General features: G+C 60.0%; 15 protein-coding genes and 1 pseudogene. 13 read left to right on the top strand and 3 right to left on the bottom strand.

The window, feature by feature from the left end; all coding sequences use genetic code 11:
- Positions 1 to 200: 200 nt before the first annotated feature.
- The 4 genes from PMI22_RS02230 (at position 201) to PMI22_RS02245 (ending at position 7,007) form a co-directional block, all read left to right on the top strand.
- The gene (locus PMI22_RS02230; RefSeq protein WP_007949008.1) at positions 201 to 3,785 is read left to right on the top strand and encodes a DUF2339 domain-containing protein; all 3,585 of its coding nucleotides are present in this window, start codon (positions 201 to 203) and stop codon (positions 3,783 to 3,785) included.
- Complete coding sequence (locus PMI22_RS02235) at positions 3,782 to 5,143, top strand: DUF3999 domain-containing protein (RefSeq protein WP_007949007.1); 1,362 nt, start codon at positions 3,782 to 3,784, stop codon at positions 5,141 to 5,143. The genes PMI22_RS02230 and PMI22_RS02235 overlap by 4 nt, the downstream gene beginning before the upstream one ends.
- Before the next feature lie 247 nt (positions 5,144 to 5,390).
- Positions 5,391 to 6,401, top strand: coding sequence for a class 1 fructose-bisphosphatase (locus PMI22_RS02240; RefSeq protein ID WP_007949006.1), 1,011 nt, complete (start codon positions 5,391 to 5,393; stop codon positions 6,399 to 6,401).
- 3 nt (positions 6,402 to 6,404) lie between these two features.
- Entirely contained in the window at positions 6,405 to 7,007 is a 603-nt protein-coding gene (locus PMI22_RS02245) for a DUF924 family protein (RefSeq protein WP_007949005.1), read from the top strand.
- A 117-nt stretch (positions 7,008 to 7,124) separates the two neighbouring features.
- Here the strand turns inward: PMI22_RS02245 and PMI22_RS32570 are convergent, their stop codons facing one another.
- Together PMI22_RS32570 and PMI22_RS32565 are read right to left on the bottom strand one after the other, a co-directional pair.
- Positions 7,125 to 7,889 (bottom strand): methyl-accepting chemotaxis protein, encoded by a 765-nt coding sequence (locus PMI22_RS32570; RefSeq protein ID WP_443200817.1) that lies wholly within the window; start codon positions 7,887 to 7,889, stop codon positions 7,125 to 7,127.
- A 93-nt stretch (positions 7,890 to 7,982) separates the two neighbouring features.
- A pseudogene (locus PMI22_RS32565) lies at positions 7,983 to 9,005 on the bottom strand (HAMP domain-containing protein); the annotation flags it as partial.
- 293 nt (positions 9,006 to 9,298) lie between these two features.
- On the opposite strand from PMI22_RS32565, the gene PMI22_RS02255 reads away from it, so the two are divergent.
- Together PMI22_RS02255 and PMI22_RS02260 are read left to right on the top strand one after the other, a co-directional pair.
- Complete coding sequence (locus PMI22_RS02255; RefSeq protein ID WP_007949003.1) at positions 9,299 to 9,553, top strand: hypothetical protein; 255 nt, start codon at positions 9,299 to 9,301, stop codon at positions 9,551 to 9,553.
- A gap of 31 nt (positions 9,554 to 9,584) precedes the next feature.
- A complete protein-coding gene (locus tag PMI22_RS02260) occupies positions 9,585 to 10,154 on the top strand; it encodes a lipocalin family protein (RefSeq protein WP_007949001.1) in 570 nt (189 codons plus the stop codon).
- A gap of 135 nt (positions 10,155 to 10,289) precedes the next feature.
- Here PMI22_RS02260 and PMI22_RS02265 read toward each other — a convergent pair whose 3' ends face one another.
- Positions 10,290 to 11,654, bottom strand: a complete 1,365-nt coding sequence (locus PMI22_RS02265; protein ID WP_007949000.1) for a formimidoylglutamate deiminase — start codon at positions 11,652 to 11,654, stop codon at positions 10,290 to 10,292.
- 146 nt (positions 11,655 to 11,800) lie between these two features.
- On the opposite strand from PMI22_RS02265, the gene hutC reads away from it, so the two are divergent.
- From hutC to PMI22_RS02300, 7 genes are all read left to right on the top strand, one after another.
- The gene (gene hutC, locus PMI22_RS02270) at positions 11,801 to 12,511 is read left to right on the top strand and encodes a histidine utilization repressor (protein ID WP_177323450.1); all 711 of its coding nucleotides are present in this window, start codon (positions 11,801 to 11,803) and stop codon (positions 12,509 to 12,511) included.
- Between the two features lie 10 nt (positions 12,512 to 12,521).
- Positions 12,522 to 13,091: a HutD/Ves family protein gene (locus PMI22_RS02275; RefSeq protein ID WP_007948997.1), complete on the top strand. Its 570-nt coding sequence runs from the start codon at positions 12,522 to 12,524 to the stop codon at positions 13,089 to 13,091.
- A 478-nt stretch (positions 13,092 to 13,569) separates the two neighbouring features.
- Positions 13,570 to 15,270 carry a urocanate hydratase gene (hutU, locus tag PMI22_RS02280; protein ID WP_007948996.1) on the top strand — a complete coding sequence of 567 codons (1,701 nt, stop codon included), beginning with the start codon at positions 13,570 to 13,572 and terminating at the stop codon, positions 15,268 to 15,270.
- A 155-nt stretch (positions 15,271 to 15,425) separates the two neighbouring features.
- A complete protein-coding gene (locus PMI22_RS02285) occupies positions 15,426 to 16,898 on the top strand; it encodes a purine-cytosine permease family protein (RefSeq protein WP_007948995.1) in 1,473 nt (490 codons plus the stop codon).
- Positions 16,899 to 16,967: 69 nt separating this feature from the next.
- Complete coding sequence (locus PMI22_RS02290; RefSeq protein ID WP_007948994.1) at positions 16,968 to 17,936, top strand: ABC transporter substrate-binding protein; 969 nt, start codon at positions 16,968 to 16,970, stop codon at positions 17,934 to 17,936.
- Between the two features lie 69 nt (positions 17,937 to 18,005).
- Positions 18,006 to 18,857 (top strand): ABC transporter permease, encoded by an 852-nt coding sequence (locus tag PMI22_RS02295; protein WP_007948993.1) that lies wholly within the window; start codon positions 18,006 to 18,008, stop codon positions 18,855 to 18,857.
- Positions 18,854 to 19,684 carry a quaternary amine ABC transporter ATP-binding protein gene (locus PMI22_RS02300; protein ID WP_007948989.1) on the top strand — a complete coding sequence of 277 codons (831 nt, stop codon included), beginning with the start codon at positions 18,854 to 18,856 and terminating at the stop codon, positions 19,682 to 19,684. The genes PMI22_RS02295 and PMI22_RS02300 overlap by 4 nt, the downstream gene beginning before the upstream one ends.
- The last annotated feature ends 76 nt before the right edge of the window (positions 19,685 to 19,760 follow it).

The following is a 19,760-nucleotide window of genomic DNA, read 5'->3' as shown; positions in this document are numbered from 1 at the left end:
ACCGGATAGCATGCCTTGGCGATCCATTGTGGGAGCGAGCCTGCTCGCGATAGCGGACTGACATTCAATATTGATTCTGAATGTCAGTCCGCTATCGCGAGCAGGCTCGCTCCCACAGGTTTGTGTGGTTTCACACTAAACTTTGCCAATGCTGTCTTTCCGGAATCGCCCTATCGCGGGGTTGCTTAGGGATATCGACCATGCAATGGATTTTCGTGCTGATCGGGCTGGCGTTCGGTTGGATTCTTGGCTGGATATTCGACGAATCGTTCGACGATGCGCTGTTGGGCGCGTTGCTCGGCTTGGGTATTGGCCAGGCTATCCGCATCGCCCGCTTAGGATCACAAGCTGCCAGGCAACACCTTTTGCTGGAGCAGACGCAGGTTGCGCTGAGTGCAGTGCAGCAACGCCTGGCCTTGCTGGAGGTGTCTGGCGTCAAAGCGCCTGAAACCAGCGAGCCGGCTGCAAGCGAACCCATTGGGCCTTCTGATTTTGCCCACGACGAAACCCCTGTCGAAACCCCGGAACTGATCTGGGACCTCCCCCCCGAACTCGAACCGATCACCGCTATGGCAACTGACACCAGTCAGCCACTGCCTGTCGACGCCTGGAAACCCGAGCCGCAAGCCCCCGCCACCCCACGGGTCCCTAACCTCTTTGATCGCGCCATCAGCGGCGCCCGCGCCTGGCTGTTCGGCGGTAACACCGTGCTGCGGGTCGGCGTAGTCCTGTTGTTCCTCGGTCTGGCCTTTTTATTGCGGTATGCGACCGAAGGCATGGTGGTGCCGATCGAGCTGCGTTACGCCGGCGTCGCGGCGTTTGCGTTGGGGCTGCTCGGTTTGGGTTGGTGGCTGCGTCATCGCAATGCCAATTACGCGTTGATGCTGCAAGGCACCGGCATTGCCGTTTTGTACCTGACTGTGTTCGCCGCCATGCGTTTGCATCCGCTGCTGGATCCGACGGCAGCGCTTGGCCTGCTGGTGGCGGTGACGGCGTTCTCAGCGATTCTGGCGATCACCCAGGATTCATTGGCGCTGGCCTGCGCAGCAGCGCTGGGCGGGTTTGCCGCGCCGATTCTGACGTCTACCGGTGCCGGCAGCCACGTCGCGCTGTTCAGCTACTTCACCTTGCTCAACGCCGGCATCCTCACCATTGCGTGGTTCAAGGCCTGGAGATTGCTCAACCTGATCGGCTTTGCCGGCACGTTCAGCATCGGTTTCGCATGGGGGCTGCGTTCCTATACGCCGGATTTGCTGTGGAGCATCGAGCCGTTCCTGATTGTGTTTTTCCTGATGTACCTGGCCATCGGTCTGTTGTTCGCCCGGCGCAAATTGCTGGCAATCAGCGATGCACCGGAAGACGACAGCCGCGAGGCGTTGCTGCACTGGTCGGCGCGCAAGGGCGATTACGTCGACGGCACGCTGCTGTTTGGCCCACCCGTGGTGGGATTCGGTTTGCAGTTCACGCTGGTCCAGCACATTGAGTTTGCTGCAGCCTTTAGCGCATTGACGTTGGGCATGATTTACCTGGGCCTGACCCGATTGCTGGTGGGAGGCCGCGCATTGTTGTTGGCAGAAACTTGTTTGGCACTGGGCGTGATCTTCGCCAGTCTGGCCATTCCGTTGGGGCTTGATGCGCGCTGGACGTCTGCTGCCTGGGCCGTTGAAGGCGCCGGGATCTTCTGGCTCTGCCTGCGTCAGCAACGACCCACGGCACGAGCTTTTGCCTTGCTGCTGCAACTGGGCGCGGCGGTGGCGTTTATCCGCGAGCTGCGACTCGGCGAAAGCAGCCTGCTCGACGGCGCACCGTTGGGCGCGTTGATGCTCGGCATGGCGTTGCTGTTCAGCTTCTATCAATTGCGCAACGCGGCACCTGGGCAGACGGTGGAATGGGAGCGCAAAGGGAATGCGGTTCTGGCGTGCCTCGGTTTGATGTTTCTCTACCTGCTGGCGCCCTTGTTTTTCTTCACTCAGGGCACCGCGATCAGTTGGGCGCTGGCCGGTTTGGCGACGTTGTTTGTCGGCCTGCGCCTGCAATCGCGCACGTTCCTGTTCACCGCGTTTGTCGTGCAGTTGCTCGGCGGTGCGTTGTTCCTGCTGCGGCTGGAAAGTAGCGGGGGTGAGTCTGCGGCGGTGTTCAGCGCTGGCTGGAGCGGTTTGCTCAGCGCCTCGCTGATCGGTCTGGCGTTGGTCGCCGGCATGCTGCTGGCGGCGCGGGATGAGATGGTGCGCAGCGACGTGCGGCTGCTACTCGGTGTGTCGGTGGTGTTGCTGGCCGGTCTGGTACTGATCAATCTGGCCGTTCTGTTCGTCCTGCCGTGGCAAACCGCGAGTGCGGTGTGGGCGGCCAGTGGTTTGTTCATCATCTGGTTGAGCCTGTTCCTGAAGCTGCGCGTCAGTTTTGTCTTCGGTTTGCTGTTGCAGGTGATTGGCGGCGCGGCGTTTGTGCTGGCAGGGCCGGCCCTGCTCGGACCGTTGGCCAGTGAAGGTTTGAATCCAATGGCGCACAGCGGTTTCTGGACGCCGTTGGCATTGGGTTCGGCGGCGCTGGTCGGTGCCTGGCGCTTGCAGGTCGGCAATCATGCTTCGGCGTTTGATGTGCTGAGTTTAAGGCGGCTGTCCGAAGTGCTGCTGTTGTGGGGCGGGGGTTGGTGGGCGTTGGCGTGGATCAGTGAAGTGCTGCGTTTTGCGCCGGTCAATCTGCAAGCGACGCTGTTGCTGGTGGTCGCCGCAGTCAGCGTGGCGCTATGGACTGCGTTGGCGCTGCGCTTGAAATGGTCCTCGCTGGGTTTGCTCTGCACCTTGCTGATGCCAGTGGCCGGCGTGGTGTTGTGCGCGGCGTGGCACTCGCGTTATCACCCGGCGGCCAGTTTTGGCTGGCTGGCCTGGGCGGCGGTGTTCGTCGTGCATTTCGTCTCGCTGAAGCGACTGGCGCCGATGCTGCCGGCGCGGGCTGCGAGCACGGCGCATGTGCTTGGCTGCTGGTTGTTGATTGGTGTGCTGGCGCTCGAACTGCGCTATGGCTTGCTACTGTTGTCCGAACAATACAACGCCTGGCGCTGGTTGGGCTGGGCGATTCTGCCAGGCCTGTATCTGGTGCTGATGGCTGCGCCACGCAGTTGGCCGTGGCCGGTATCGGCGTATCCCCGCGAATACCGACTGTATGCGGCGGCACCGTTGGCGCTGTTGATGCTCGGCTGGTTCTGGCTGGCGAACGTCGCCAGCGACGGCACCGCCGAACCACTGCCGTACGTGCCGTTGATCAACCCGCTGGAGTTGGGCCTGCTGTTTGCGCTGTTCGGCATCTATATCTGGTCGCTTGGCGCCGTGACGCAACTGGCGATCCGCAAGGACTACACCGAAAACGCCACGCAATTGATCGCAGGGGTTTCACTGTTTGCTTTCTTTACCGCATTGGTGATGCGCACGGCGCACCATTGGGGCGGTGTGCCGTTCGAGTTCGATGCGTTGCTTGAATCCATGTTGGTTCAGGCCGGCCTGTCTATCGTCTGGACCCTGATGGCGCTGAGCCTGATGATCGGCGGTCATTTGAGCCGTCGTCGCGAGGTCTGGCTGATCGGCGCGGCGTTGATTGGCGCAGTGGTGGCCAAGCTGGTCTTTGTGGAATTGAGTAACCGCGGCGGGCTCGCGCGGATCGTGTCGTTTATCGGCGTTGGCGTGTTGCTGCTGGTGGTGGGCTATTTCGCGCCGCTGCCGCCCAAGCGTGTCGAGGCTGCGCCGGATGTGGAAAAACCGGCACCGGAAACCGAAGGAGTGTCGTCTTGAGTCAGAAGCTGAACCTGGGCTGGTGGGGCGCGGTTGCGCTGGGTGTGACGCTGTCGGTCAGCGCGCAGGAGCAACCGGCGGACTTCACCACTCAAGTGCTGTTGTCTGTGAGCGGCGAAGGCCCATGGTATCGCCTTGATTTACCGTTAAGCGTGCAATTGAAAGCGCGGCAAACCGACCTCAGTGATGTGCGTGTCTTCAACGCCGCCGGTCAGGTTCAGGCGTATGCCGTGGCAAGAGAGCCGGCCCAAACCCGCGAAAATCGCGCTTTGACTGATGTGAAGTGGTTCCCGCTGTACAGTTCGGCAGATTCTACCGAGCACGCGCCCAGCGTGCGGGTGCAGTCAACTGCCAGCGGTGCGCTGGTCGAAGTGCAGCCGTCCATTCAGCTGGAAGCGGGCGAAGAAGTGCTGCGCGGCTGGTTGCTCGATGCCAGCGCCATCAAGGCACCGTTGCAGCAATTGGTCCTCGACTGGACCAGCGAACGCGAAGGCTTCCAGCAATTCAGCATCGAAGCCAGCGACGACTTGCAGCATTGGCAGTCGTGGGGCAGGGGGCAGGTCGCACGGTTGACGTTTGCCGACGAACGGGTCGAGCAGCATGAAGTCGCTCTGCCGGGGCAATCGGCACGCTATCTGCGCCTGTTGTGGAGTTCGCCACAGTCGGCTGCAACGCTGACGTCGGCGCAGCTGGAAAGCGCAAGCAGCCGCAGCCTGCCGCTGCCGTTGGTCTGGTCGCAACCGTTGGCCGGCAGCAGCGTGAAGACCGGTGAATACACCTGGCAATTGCCGATGGGGCTGAATGTCGAGCGGGTGCAGGTTGAACTGAGTCAGCCCAACAGTCTGGCGCCAGTCACCTTGTCCGGTCGCCGCGAGAGCAGCTTGCCGTGGCGGCCGCTGGGCAGTGGCTTGCTGTATCGCCTGACCCAGAATGGCCAGGACGTGGTGCAGAATGAATTGCAGTTGCCGGGGCAGACCGTACAGCAGTTGAAACTGGTTGTAGACGAGCGCGGTGGAGGCCTGGGCGCCGAGGCGCCGACGGTGAAGTTTGCCGTGCGTCCGACGCAACTGGTGTTCCTCGCGCGCGGGCCAGAGCCTTATACGCTGGCGTTGGGGAATGCGACAGTGAGGGCAGCGAGCTTGCCATTGTCGACGCTGATTCCGGATTACAGTGCGCAGAAGTTGGCGACATTGGGTAAGGCTGTGGTGGAGGGCGGAGTGCAGGTGACGCCTGCATCGAGGGTGACCACTGGCACGAACTGGAAGAAATTCGGGTTGTGGGCGGTGTTGTTGCTTGGGGTGCTGGTTCTGGCGGCGATGGCGTTCAGCTTGCTGCGCAAGCCCCCCGTCAAACCCTGAAAGCGGGTGCTGCGCACCCATCGCCGGCAAGCCGGTCTCGCTCCCACAGTTGAATGCGCACCCATGTGGGAGCGAGACCGGCTTGCCGGCGAAAGCGGTTTATCGGTCGGTAAAAATGCCCGTTTCGAACTACGCTCAACCCCGCGCATGAACTCTCTTGGGTGTATCACGTCTGATAGGAGGAAATGCGCCTCGACTCGCGTTAAACTGCGCGGGTTTTTAGCCCCCCATTCCACCGGAGCCTTCCATGTCCCGCGTTACCTTGAGTCGCTATTTGATTGAGCAGACCCGTAGCAACAACACGCCTGCCGATCTGCGTTTCCTGATCGAAGTGGTGGCGCGTGCTTGCAAAGAGATCAACCACGCCGTGTCCAAAGGCGCCTTGGGTGGTGTTCTGGGCAGCATGGGCACTGAAAACGTCCAAGGTGAAGTGCAGAAAAAACTCGACGTGATCTCCAACGAGATCCTGCTCGAAGCCAACGAATGGGGTGGTCACCTGGCCGGCATGGCGTCCGAAGAAATGGACAATGCCTACCAGATCCCGGGCAAATACCCGAAAGGTGCGTACCTGCTGGTATTCGACCCGCTGGACGGTTCGTCGAACATCGATATCAACGCGCCGGTCGGTACGATTTTCTCGGTGCTGCGTTGCCCGAACGAATACCTGAGCCAGAATGAGCCCTTGAACGAAAAGGCTTTCCTGCAGCCAGGCACCGAGCAAGTGGCTGCCGGTTACGCGATCTACGGTCCACAGACCATGTTGATCCTGACCCTGGGCGACGGCGTAAAAGGCTTCACCCTGGACCGTGAAATGGGCAGCTTCGTGCTGACCCACGAAGATATCAAGATCCCGACCTCCACTCAGGAATTCGCGATCAACGCCTCCAACCAGCGCCACTGGGAAGCGCCGGTACAACGCTACGTCAGTGAATTGCTGTCTGGCGAAGAAGGCCCGCTGAAAAAGAACTACAACATGCGCTGGGTCGCCGCGATGGTCGCGGACGTGCACCGCATCCTGACCCGTGGCGGTCTGTTCATGTACCCACGCGACAGCCGCGAGCCGTCCAAGCCGGGCAAGCTGCGTCTGATGTACGAAGCCAACCCGATGTCGTTCCTGGTTGAACAGGCTGGCGGCGCCTCCACCGATGGCCATCAGCGCATCCTCGACATCAAGCCAGACGGCCTGCACCAGCGTGTTGCCGTGTTCCTCGGTTCGAAAGAAGAAGTCGAACGCGTCACGGCTTACCACAAGGCATAAACCATGACCGCGCCCTGGCAGCCGTTGCTCGATTGGTGGTTCGGATCTTCCGAATCAGCGAACGAAACAGCGGCCGCCAAGGGCAAGTTATGGTTCGGCAAGCGCGACAGCCAGGACCTCGAAGCGCAGACGCGTTTCGGGGACTGGGTTGAGCAGGCACTGGCCGGCGGATTGACTGACTGGGCGCATCGTCCCGAAGGTTGGCTGGCGCTGGTGCTGCTGCTCGATCAACTCCCGCGAATGATCTATCGCAACACTCCCCAATCCTATTCCGGCGATCTCAGGGCTCAGGCACTGGTGGCGCAAGGCATTGCTGCGGATTTTGATCGGCAGTTGCGGCCTCTTCAGCGAGTGTTTATCTACCTGGTGATGGAGCATTGCGAGAATCTGGCGGTGCAGAACGAGTGCATCTCGCGTTACATCGATCTGCTGTCGCAGCAGCCGGAGGCGGATCGAACACTGTTTACCGACTATCTGGACTATGCCGAGAAGCATCAGCGGGTGATTGCTGAATTTGGGCGGTTTCCGCATCGCAATGCGGTGTTGGGAAGGGAGTCGACGGCTGAGGAGTTGGCGTTTCTCGCAGGACCTGGGTCTCGGTTTTAGGTTTTCCTTGCGGCTGATGCCGTCATCGCCAGCAGGCTGGCTCCCACGTTGGGTTTGTGTCGTTCACAAATCCCCTGTGGGAGCCAGCCTGCTGGCGATGGGGCCAGTGAAAGCAACTTAAATCCGGAAGCTGCCGACCAACTGCTTCAACCGCGCCGCCTGCTGCTCAAGATCCGCACACGCACGCAAGGTCGATTGCAAGTTCTCCACGCCTTCCTGGTTCAGCGTATTGATCTCGGTAATGTCGACGTTGATCGACTCCACCACGGCAGTCTGCTCTTCAGTCGCGGTGGCCACGGACTGGTTCATTCCGTCGATTTCGCCAATGCGCTGCGTCACACTGCCCAGTCGTTCACCCGCCTGGTTGGCGATGCCGACGCTGCTTTCGCTTTGACGCTGGCTGTCAGTCATGATGCTCACCGCTTCGCGGGCGCCGACTTGCAGTTCCTCGATCATCTTCTGCACTTGCTGCGCCGAATCCTGAGTGCGGTGCGCCAGGTTGCGTACCTCATCCGCCACCACGGCAAAACCGCGACCGGCTTCGCCGGCACGAGCGGCTTCGATCGCTGCGTTGAGTGCCAGCAGGTTGGTCTGTTGGGAGATGCTGGTAATCACTTCCAGAATCTGCCCAATGTTGACGGTGTTGCTGTTGAGCGTTTCGATGTTGCCGCACGAATCGCTGATCTTCGCCGACAGCTGCTGCATCGCGGCGATGGTTTTATCCACCACTTGCTGACCGTCTTCGGCCATGGAGCGAGCGTCGCTGGAGTGTTGGGAGGCGATCGCGGCGTTCTGGGCGATTTCCTGGGCAGCGGCACCCAGTTCGTTGATCGCTGCGGCCACGCTGCTGGTACGCGAGGCTTGCTGGTCGGAGTTGAACATCGACGAGTTCGACGCGGCCACGACGCGCAGCGCTACTTCGTTGACCTGGCCGGTGGCGGAGGACACTTCGCGAATCGAGGTATGAATACGCTCAACAAAACGGTTGAACGAGGTGCCCAGCGCGCCGAATTCGTCCTGGCCGTGGATGGTCAGGCGTTTGGTCAGGTCACCCTCACCTTCGGCGATGTCCTGCATCGCGCGGCCCATGGTCAGCAGCGGCTGCATCAGGACGCTGATCAACATGCCCAGCAACGCAATGATGATCACCACCGCGATGACCATGGCGATGATTGCCGAGGTGCGGAATTCGCTGAGCATCGAGAACGCGGTGTCCTGATCCAGCACCAGCGCCACGTACCAGTCTGCCGACGGCACGCCGTTGACGCGGGTGAAGGAGATGAACTGCTTCTTGCCGTCGATCTCGACTTCTTTCATTCCCGGGCTGACTTTCGGTGCGCCATTCGGGTAGGCGTCTGCCAGGCCTTTGAGCACCAGTTTGCTGTCCGGGTGAATCAGGATCTTGCCATCGGTGCTGACGATGAACGCATGGCCGTGGCCGCCGAAGTTCAGCGAGTTGATGATGGCGCTGACACTGGACAGGTCGATATCCGCACCGGCGACGCCGATCATCTGGCCCTGATACTTAACGGGTGTGGCAACGGTGATCACCAGTTTGCCGGAAGACGCGGCGATGTACGGTTCGGTGACGATGGTCTGTTGCGCGCTGTTCGCTGCCTTGTACCAGCCACGGGCGCGAGGGTCGTAGTCGGCGGCACGATTGCCCGCCGGGACCGAAAACATCACACCGTCAGTGCCGCCGAAATAGCTCAGTTGGAAGTTGCTGGTGTAGGCCGGCAGGTCGATGGCGCGTTTCAGGCTGGCCTGTGCGCTGCCGTCCACGGCGATCTGCTGGGACAACGACTGCAGCAACTGGATGCGGCTTTCCAGCCAGGTCTGAATGTTGCTGGTAGTCAGGCTGCCGAGTTCCTGCATCGAGGATTCGGTACTGCTGCGCAGGGTCTGGCGCTGGCGATAGTCGTTGAACAGGATAAAGCAGGCGAATGCAACGGCTACCACGAGGGCAGCTGCCAGCAGGATCTTGTGGCTGAATTTCATGTTTCTGGTCATTAAATGCACTACCGCGGAGGGGCTTGTCAGCGAGGGGGCGTCAATTGCCACAGTCGAGGGCTTTACGCTGCTTCTATGTCGACAGCCCAGCGCCAAAGATGAGGCGTCTTACGTAAAAATTGACGAAAACATCAATGGCTCAGGAAAGTTGCTTGTTTTTCGAAAATGGCAGACGAGCGGCCTGATAAATAGCGCGGCGGTCGGGGAACCAGATGGGGGTTTGCTCTTCTAAGCTTCTGCTTGGCAGCCATGCCATTCCCCTTCGCCCCAGGAGTTTCACCATGTCGCTGCGATCTCTCGCCTTGCTCTCGTTCTGCGTGTTGTTGGCCGCATGCAGCAAGGTCAATCAGGAAAACTACTCAAAGCTATCGACCGGCATGCCTAAGGCCGAGGTCGAAACGTTGCTGGGTAAGCCTGCTGATTGCTCGGGCGCACTGGGTATGTCCAGTTGCACCTGGGGCGACAAAAACAGCTTTATCAGCGTGCAGTATGCCGGTGACAAAGTATTGATGTTTTCCGGCCAAGGCCTGAAGTAAACCGGGGCGATACGCCCACGGGAGAAAAACAATGATGCGGTTATTACTTGTACTTTTTGCCGGCCTGATATTGGCTGGCTGCGCCACTTCTGGCAATGATCAGTTGGCACCGAAAACCGTCAACAGCGTCAACCTCAAGCGTTACCAGGGAACCTGGTACGAGTTGGCTCGCATGCCCATGTATTTCCAGCGTGACTGCGCCCAATCCGAAGCCCATTACATGCTCAAGCCTGACGGTAAGATGGCGATACTGAACCGCTGCCTGACGGCGCAGTGGCAGTGGGAAGAGATCAAGGGCACGGCTTATCCACAGGAGCCGGGCAAAACCGACAAATTGTGGGTCGAGTTCGATACCTGGTTTTCTCGTCTGATTCCGGGTACGGCGAAGGGGCAATACTGGGTGTTGTACGTCAGCGATGACTACAAGACGGCCATTGTTGGCGACCCGAGTCGCAAGTACCTGTGGCTGTTGGCGCGAACCCCAACCGTCAATGGGGTGGTGCGTGAGGAGCTGCTGAGCAAGGCGCGGCAGCAGGGTTACGACACCTCGCGGCTGATCTGGCGGGCGTCGGAGTCGCAGATGGCCAAGACCTCGAACTGATCCTCACCCTATGATCCTTCCCACGCTCTGCGTGGGAACGCCTCATGTGACGCTCTGCGTCACGCTTTTTGGACGCGGAGCGTCCCGGGCTGCATTCCCACGCAGAGCGTGGGAACGATCAGTCGCAGATTTGTATCAGCCCAGGAGATCGCGCAGGACCTGGGTGAACGCGCGATTGCTTTCTTCTTCCCCGGCATGACGCCCGTCACGCACAACCCACTGGCCATTGACCAGCACATCGCGAACCTGGCGATCGCCGCCGGCAAACAACCAACGATTGAGAATTGCGTCGCCACTGGCGGTCGCCAGGTAGGGATCGTTGCCGTCCAGCACCAGCCAGTCCGCACGCTTGCCCACTTCCAGCGCGCCAATCGGCTGCCCCAGCGCCTGAGCGCCGCCATCGAGTGCTGCGTCGTACAGCGTGCGGCCAACCATCGGCTGATCCGCGCCATACAGGCGATTACGTCGCTGATCGCGCAGGCGCTGGCCGTATTCCAGCCAACGCAATTCTTCCACCACGCTCAACGACACATGGCTGTCGGAACCGATGCCCATGCGCCCGCCCTGAGCGAGGAAATCCACTGCCGGGAAAATCCCGTCGCCCAGGTTGGCTTCGGTGGTCAGGCACAGCCCGGCAATGGCACGACTCTTGGCCATCAGGGTGACTTCTTCCGCATTGGCGTGAGTGGCGTGTACCAGACACCAGCGCTGATCGACCTGAGTGTTTTCGAACAGCCATTGCAACGGACGACGACCGCTCCAGGTCAGGCAGTCCTCGACTTCCTTCTGCTGTTCGGCAATGTGGATATGCACCGGGCATTGCTTGTCGCTGGCGGCCAGCACTTCGCTGATTTGCGGTGGCGTGACTGCGCGTAGGGAGTGGAAGCACAAGCCCAGGGATTGCGCCGGTTGCCGGGCCAGAAGCGGCTGCAAACGCGACTGGAGTTTCAGGTAGCTTTCGGTGCTGTTGATAAAGCGGCGCTGGCCGTCGTTCGGCGTCTGGCCACCGAAACCGGAATGGCTGTAGAGCACCGGCAGCAGGGTCAGACCGATACCGGCGGAGCTCGCTGCCTGGCTGATGCGCAGCGCCAGTTCGGCGGGGTCTGCGTAAGGCTGGCCATTGGTGTCGTGGTGCACGTAATGAAATTCCGCGACCGAGGTATAACCGGCCTTGAGCATTTCGATGTACAGCTGACGGGCGATCACACCGAGTTGGTCCGGGCTGATTTTTCCGACGAGGCGATACATCAAATCGCGCCAGGTCCAGAAACTGTCGTTCGGATTACCCGCCACTTCCGCCAACCCGGCCATCGCACGCTGGAATGCGTGGGAGTGCAAATTCGGCATGCCTGGCAGCAGCGGGCCGCTCAGCCGTTCGGCGCCATCTGCGTGGGAATCGGCCTGGAGATGGGTCAATACGCCGTCGGCGCTGACCTCAAGACGTACATTGTTGGCCCATCCACTAGGCAGCAGCGCGCGTTCGGCAAAGAAGGCGGACATGGTTCAGCACCCCATCGTGTGTTATTTGTATATACATATACAGACGTTTGCCTGCTCGGTAAACTCCGGCAAGCTAGCAACCTTTCCTAAATGAACAAGGATTAACCGTGCCGACTCCGCCCCCAGTGTCACCGTTGGCCGCGAACATGGGCGACAGTCCGGCGCCCTTGTACGCCCGCGTCAAGCAGATGATCACCCAGCAAATCGACAGTGGGAACTGGCCGCCGCACTACCGTGTGCCGTCGGAAAGCGAACTGGTCAGCCAGCTCGGTTTCAGCCGCATGACCATCAACCGCGCCCTGCGCGAAATGACCGCCGACGGTCTGTTGGTACGCATGCAAGGCGTTGGTACGTTCGTCGCCGAGCCGAAAAGCCAGTCCGCGCTGTTTGAAGTGCACAACATCGCCGACGAGATCGCCTCTCGCGGCCATCGCCACACTTGCAAGGTGATCACCCTTGAAGAAGAGGCCGCCGGCTCCGAGCGCGCCCTGGCACTGGATATGCGCGAAGGGCAGAGGGTTTTCCACTCGCTGATCGTGCATTTCGAAAACGATATCCCGGTGCAAATCGAAGACCGTTTCGTCAATGCGCTAGTGGCTCCGGACTACCTCAAACAAGACTTCACGCTGCAAACGCCTTATGCCTACCTCAACCAGGTGGCGCCGCTGACCGAAGGCGAGCACGTGGTCGAGGCGATTCTTGCCGAGGTATCCGAGTGCAAGCTGTTGCAGATTGAAAAAGGCGAGCCATGCCTGCTGATTCGCCGCCGCACCTGGTCCGGCCGTCAGCCAGTGACCGCCGCCCGCTTGATCCACCCCGGTTCCCGTCATCGTCTGGAAGGTCGGTTCCATAAATAGAGAGCCATAAATGATTGAAATGAAGGTTTTACGCGCCATCGATTACCCACGCATGCCGTGGAAAAACGGCAGCGGCAGCACTGAAGAAATCACCCGCGATGCGGGCACTGGCCTCGATGGTTTCGGCTGGCGCCTGTCGATTGCCGACATCGGCGAGTCGGGTGGTTTCTCGATGTTCACGGGTTACGAGCGGGTCATCACCGTGCTGCAAGGTGATGGCATGACCTTGCGGGTGGAAGGTCAGGACACGTTGCCACTGTTACCGCTGACCCCGTTTGCCTTCAGCGGTGAGAGTGAAGTCTCCTGCACATTGCTCGGCGGGCCGATCCGCGATTTCAACCTGATTTATGCACCGCAGCGTTACAGCGCGCGGTTGCAGTGGCTGGCGGGTGAGCAGCGGTTTTTCAGTTCGGCGGGCACGGTGCTGGTGTTCAGTATTACCGACGCATTGGAAGTGAATGCCGGTAATAGCGCTTCGCAACTGGGTCGCCATGATTGCTTGCGACTGGACGGTAACACCGGGTTGTTGGAAGTCTCCGTCAACGGCCCGTGCTGCGTGATTGAACTGACCGCACACTGATTCAACCCCTCCACTGATCGTTCCCACGCTCCTGCGTGGGAATGCATCCCGTGACGCTCCGCGTCACAGTCAATAGCGGACGCGGAGCGTCCCCGGCAGCGTTACCACGCGGAGCGTGGGAACGATCATCTGATTCGAATCTGCGCACCATCTTGTTACCGAACGCCCCAGGGTGGCGCAAAACGTAGCTCAAGTAACAGCTATCACCCTTTCGCAAAAATCTCCCCGAAAAATTTAATCTTCGTAAAAACCCTTGATCTACAAGCTTTCCAGCCCATTCAAAACTTTTCTTGAACGCCCATCCAATAAGTTGGCCGCTTGATTGCATATGCTTGTATGTACAAGTAAAGACGTATGCGTATGAGTCGACCGAGGCTCTCCGCAGCGTCCACTGATTCGCTTGTGGCGCGACGATGCGCACAAGCTGGCTTGCCCACTGCCCGGGTTGGTTTGAATTGATCGCTGAGGAGTCTTTTTCGTGACTGACAATACCCAGAAACCTACGCCTACGTTTACAAAGCGCCGCAACGTTGAAATCCGCGCCGCCCGCGGTAACACGCTGACCGCCAAGAGCTGGCTGACCGAAGCGCCGCTGCGCATGCTGATGAACAACCTCGATCCGGAAGTCGCCGAGAACCCTAAAGAACTGGTGGTTTACGGTGGCATCGGTCGTGCGGCACGTAACTGGGAATGCTACGACAAGATCGTCGAAAGCCTGACTAACCTGAATGACGACGAGACCCTGCTGGTGCAATCCGGCAAGCCGGTCGGCGTGTTCAAGACCCACAGCAACGCCCCGCGCGTGCTGATCGCCAACTCCAACCTGGTGCCACACTGGGCGAGCTGGGAGCACTTCAACGAACTCGACGCCAAAGGCCTGGCCATGTACGGCCAGATGACCGCCGGCAGCTGGATCTACATCGGTAGCCAAGGCATTGTCCAGGGCACCTACGAAACCTTCGTTGAAGCCGGTCGCCAACACTACAACGATGACCTGAAAGGTCGTTGGGTCCTGACCGCCGGTCTGGGTGGCATGGGCGGCGCCCAGCCTCTGGCCGCTACCCTGGCCGGTGCTTGCTCGCTGAACATCGAATGCCAGCAGGTCAGCATCGATTTCCGCCTGAACAGCCGTTATGTCGATGAGCAAGCCACCGACCTCGACGACGCACTGGCCCGCATCGAAAAATACACCAAGGAAGGCAAGGCGATTTCCATCGCTCTGCTGGGCAACGCGGCAGAAATCCTGCCGGAACTGGTTCGTCGTGGCGTGCGCCCGGACATGGTCACCGACCAGACCAGCGCCCACGATCCGCTCAACGGCTACCTGCCGGCTGGCTGGACCTGGGACGAGTACCGCGCTCGCGCCAAGACCGAGCCGGCTGCCGTGGTCAAAGCCGCCAAGCAGTCCATGGCCGTACACGTTAAAGCGATGCTGGATTTCCAGAAAATGGGCATCCCGACCTTCGACTACGGCAACAACATCCGTCAGATGGCCCAGGAAGAAGGCGTGGAAAACGCTTTCGACTTCCCAGGTTTCGTACCGGCTTACATCCGTCCGCTGTTCTGCCGTGGCATCGGTCCTTTCCGTTGGGCCGCGCTGTCGGGCAATGCCGAAGACATCTACAAGACCGACGCCAAGGTCAAAGAGCTGATCCCGGACGACGCCCACCTGCACAACTGGCTGGACATGGCCCGTGAGCGCATCAGCTTCCAGGGTCTGCCGGCGCGTATCTGCTGGGTTGGCCTGGGTCTGCGCGCCAAGCTGGGTTTGGCGTTCAATGAAATGGTGCGCAGCGGCGAACTGTCCGCGCCAATCGTGATCGGTCGTGACCACCTGGACTCCGGCTCGGTAGCCAGCCCGAACCGCGAAACCGAATCCATGCAGGACGGTTCCGATGCCGTGTCCGACTGGCCTCTGCTGAACGCCCTGCTCAACACCGCGAGCGGCGCGACTTGGGTGTCTCTGCACCACGGCGGCGGCGTCGGCATGGGCTTCTCCCAGCACTCGGGCATGGTGATTGTCTGCGACGGTACGGACGAAGCGGCCGAGCGTATTGCTCGCGTGCTGCACAACGACCCGGCGACCGGCGTTATGCGTCACGCCGATGCGGGCTACCAGATCGCAATCGACTGCGCCAAGGAACAAGGGCTGAACCTGCCGATGATCACCGGCAAATAAACAAGCCATGTAGCAGCTGCCGCAGGCTGCGTTAAGGGCCGAAGGACCTTCGTTCCGCGTTGGAATGCCAGGGTCGCTTCGCAACCCGACGCAGCCTTCGGCAGCTGCTACAGGGGTTTAGTGAAACCAGAATAAGAACCCACAGAGGTTGAACCATGGCTGTTAACAACGATCGTGCAGGCAACAAACCGTTGATCGAGAAACGCTCGATCGACTACATCCCGGAAGCGGAGAGACACGGTCGTCTATTTAGCCAGTTCACCCTGTGGATGGGTGCCAACCTGCAAATCACAGCGATTGTCACCGGGGCTTTGGCCGTGGTGCTGGGTGGTGACGTGTTCTGGTCGCTGATCGGCCTGTTGATCGGTCAACTGCTCGGCGGTGGTGTCATGGCGTTGCATGCCGCGCAAGGGCCCAAGCTTGGCCTGCCGCAGATGATTTCCAGCCGGGTACAGTTCGGCGTGTATGGCGCGGCCATCCCGATCGTGCTGGTCTGCTTGATGTACCTCGGCTTCACCGCAACGGGCACCGTGCTGTCCGGACAGGCGTTGGGCCAGTTGTTTGGTGTCAGCGACAGCGTCGGCATTCTGATTTTCGCCAGTGTCATCGTGCTGGTCACGGTGCTCGGTTATCGGGTGATCCATTGGATCGGCCGTGTCGCCAGCGTCATTGGCGTGATTGCCTTTGTTTATCTGTTCAGCCGTCTGATGAGCCAGGTTGATGTTGGCGCACTGTTGCAAATCCGCCACTTCAGCTGGAGCAGTTTCTTGCTTGCGGTGTCGCTCGCGGCGTCCTGGCAGATCGCCTTCGGCCCTTATGTGGCTGACTACTCTCGCTACCTGCCGAGCAAGATTTCCTCGGTGAAAACTTTTTTTGCCGCAGGCGCAGGTTCGGTCATTGGTGCGCAGGTAGCGATGGTCCTCGGCGTGTTCGCTGCCGCATCGGCCAACGGGCAATTCGCCGGCCATGAAGTGGCCTACATCGTTGGTTTGGGCGGTACCGGTGCCACCGCCGCGTTGCTGTATTTCAGCATCGCGTTTGGCAAGGTCACCATTTCCACGCTGAACTCCTATGGCAGCTTCATGTGCATTGCGACCATCATCAGCGGCTTCCGTGGTGATCTGAAGGTAACGCGCTTGCAGCGTCTGGTCTTCGTGCTGGTCATCGTCGGTGCTGCGACCCTGATGGCGTTGCTCGGTCAGCACTCGTTCCTCGGTGCGTTCAAGTCCTTCATCCTGTTCCTGCTGGCGTTCTTTACGCCATGGAGCGCGATCAATCTGGTGGACTACTACTGCATCACCCGTGAGCGCTATGACGTGCCGGCGCTGGCCGATCCGAACGGTCGCTACGGCCGTTGGAACGTCCTCGGTATCAGCGTCTATGTCTTCGGTGTGCTGGTGCAACTGCCGTTCATCTCTTCCAAGTTCTATACCGGTCCGCTGGTGGAAGCCCTGGGTGGTGTGGATATTTCCTGGATCATCGGTCTGGTGCTTCCAGCATCCCTGTATTACGTGTGCGCGAAAAAATGGCACGGCACAGTGCCCGATCAACTGATTCTGCCGGTCGAGCAGAACAGCGATGTACAACCTAAAACAAGCGGGGCCGGTCGCGTTGCGACGCAGGCCTGATTGGACGTGGACAGGGCTGGATGCCTCTTGACTGCCGTAAGCCAATTCATGATTAGGAGCGTCACTACAATGAAATCGAACAAGACCCTGCTGACCACATTGCTTTCCATGGGCCTGCTGGCCAGTGCTGGCGCCACTCAGGCTGCCGGTTGGTGCGAGTCGGGTAAACCAGTGAAATTTGCCGGTCTGAACTGGGAAAGCGCCATGCTCCTGACTGACGTGATGCAAGTCGTGTTGGAGAAAGGCTACGACTGCAAGACCGACAGCCTGCCGGGCAACTCCATCACCATGGAAAACGCCCTGAGTAGCAACGACATTCAAGTGTTTGCCGAAGAGTGGGTCGGCCGCAGTGAAGTCTGGAACAAGGCTGAGAAGGCCGGCAAAGTGGTGGGTGTCGGCGCTCCTGTCGTGGGCGCGGTAGAGGGCTGGTATGTGCCACGTTATGTGGTCGAAGGCGACGCCAAGCGCAAGTTGGAGCCTAAAGCCCCGGACCTGAAAGCCATTGCTGATCTGGGCAAATACGCCTCCGTGTTCAAGGACCAGGAAGAGCCTTCCAAGGGCCGTTTCTACAACTGCCCGGCGGGTTGGACCTGCGAGCTGGATAACAGCGAAATGCTGAAAAGCTACGGCCTGGAAAGCACCTACACCAACTTCCGCCCAGGCACCGGCCCGGCGCTGGATGCCGCCGTGCTGTCGAGCTACAAGCGTGGCGAGCCGATCCTGTTCTACTACTGGTCGCCAACCCCGCTGATGGGCCAGGTTGACCTGGTCAAGCTCGAAGAGAAACCAGGGGTGAACAAGACCGTGGATATCAAGGTCGGCCTGTCCAAGACCTTCCACGACGAAGCCCCGGAACTGGTGGCCGTGCTGGAAAAGGTCAACGTGCCGATCGACATCCTCAACCAGAACCTCGGGCGCATGACCAAAGAGCGGATCGAGTCGCCAAAACTGGCCAAGATCTTCTTGAAGGAACATCCTGAAGTCTGGCACGCCTGGGTGAGCGAAGACGCAGCCAAGAAAATCGACGCGGCCTTGTAGGTCGGGCCTCTCCGGCTGTCGGCGACGGCAGTCGGACGCTTGATCGCAACCCTTGATTGAGAGTCTCTTATGTTTCCCGAAAGCTTTACCTTTTCCATCGCCGACTGGGTCAACAGTTGGGTCGATTCGCTGGTCACCAACTACGGCGACGTGTTCCGGCAGATCTCTGACACGCTGTTGTGGGCCATCGTCAATCTTGAAGGGCTGCTGCGCGCGGCGCCCTGGTGGCTGATGCTGGCCATCGTCGCGGGCGTTGCCTGGCACGCGACCCGCAAAGTCGTGACCACGGCTGTGATTGTCGGCTTGTTGTTCCTGGTGGGTGCGGTCGGCCTCTGGGACAAGCTGATGCAGACCCTGGCGCTGATGATGGTGGCGACGATCATTTCGGTGCTGATCGGCATTCCGCTGGGCATTCTCTCGGCGCGCAGCAATCGCCTGCGTTCGGTGCTGATGCCGTTGCTCGACATCATGCAGACCATGCCGAGTTTCGTGTACTTGATCCCGGTGCTGATGCTGTTCGGCCTGGGCAAGGTCCCGGCGATTTTCGCCACTGTGATTTACGCCGCACCGCCGCTGATTCGCTTGACCGATCTGGGCATCCGCCAGGTTGACGGTGAAGTGATGGAAGCAATCAACGCCTTCGGTGCCAACCGCTGGCAGCAACTGTTTGGTGTGCAACTGCCGCTGGCCCTGCCGAGCATCATGGCCGGGATCAACCAGACCACCATGATGGCGCTGTCGATGGTGGTGATTGCCTCGATGATCGGTGCCCGTGGCTTGGGTGAAGACGTGCTGGTGGGGATTCAGACCCTCAACGTCGGACGTGGCCTGGAAGCCGGTCTGGCGATCGTGATTCTGGCCGTGGTGATCGACCGCATTACTCAGGCGTACGGTCGGGCACGGCACGAGGTGAGCAAATGAACAACGCGACCGTAAGCAAGATCGAAGTCAAAAACGTCTTCAAGATTTTCGGCAACCGTTCCAAGGATGCCCTGGCGATGATTGGCCAGGGCAAAACCAAAGACCAGGTGCTGTCCGAAACCGGCTGTGTGGTCGGCGTGAACGATTTGTCCCTGAGCATCGGCACTGGCGAGATCTTCGTGATCATGGGCCTGTCGGGTTCCGGTAAGTCGACCCTGGTGCGCCACTTCAATCGCCTGATCGACCCGACCAGCGGTGCGATTCTGGTGGACGGCGTGGACATCCTGCAATACGACATGGAAGCCTTGCGCGAATTTCGCCGGCACAAGATCAGCATGGTGTTCCAGAGCTTCGGCCTGCTGCCGCACAAGACCGTGGTGGATAACGTCGCCTATGGCCTGAAAGTGCGCGGCGAGAGCAAGCAAATGTGCTCCGAGCGCGCATTGCACTGGATCAACACCGTGGGCCTCAAGGGCTACGAAAACAAATACCCGCATCAGCTCTCGGGTGGCATGCGTCAACGTGTGGGCCTGGCCCGCGCCCTGGCGGCGGACACCGACATCATCCTGATGGACGAAGCGTTCAGCGCCCTCGACCCGTTGATCCGCGCCGAGATGCAGGACCAGTTGCTGGAGCTGCAAAAGACCCTGCACAAGACCATCGTCTTCATCACCCACGACCTCGACGAGGCCGTGCGCATCGGCAATCGCATTGCGATCCTCAAGGACGGCCGCCTGATTCAGGTCGGCACTCCAAGGGAGATCCTGCATTCGCCGGCGGATGAGTATGTCGACCGGTTCGTGCAGCGTCGGGCTGCGGTGGTTTAAGAGATTTGCGGTGACTGTGCTGGCCCCTTCGCGAGCAGGCTCGCTCCCACATTGGAATGCGTACCCCTGTGGGAGC

The sequence above is a fragment of the Pseudomonas sp. GM21 genome (assembly GCF_000282215.1).
In the GTDB taxonomy this organism is placed as follows: domain Bacteria; phylum Pseudomonadota; class Gammaproteobacteria; order Pseudomonadales; family Pseudomonadaceae; genus Aquipseudomonas.
The sequence above is the reverse complement of the archived record's forward strand: the minus strand, read 5'-3'. Positions and strand labels throughout refer to the sequence as shown.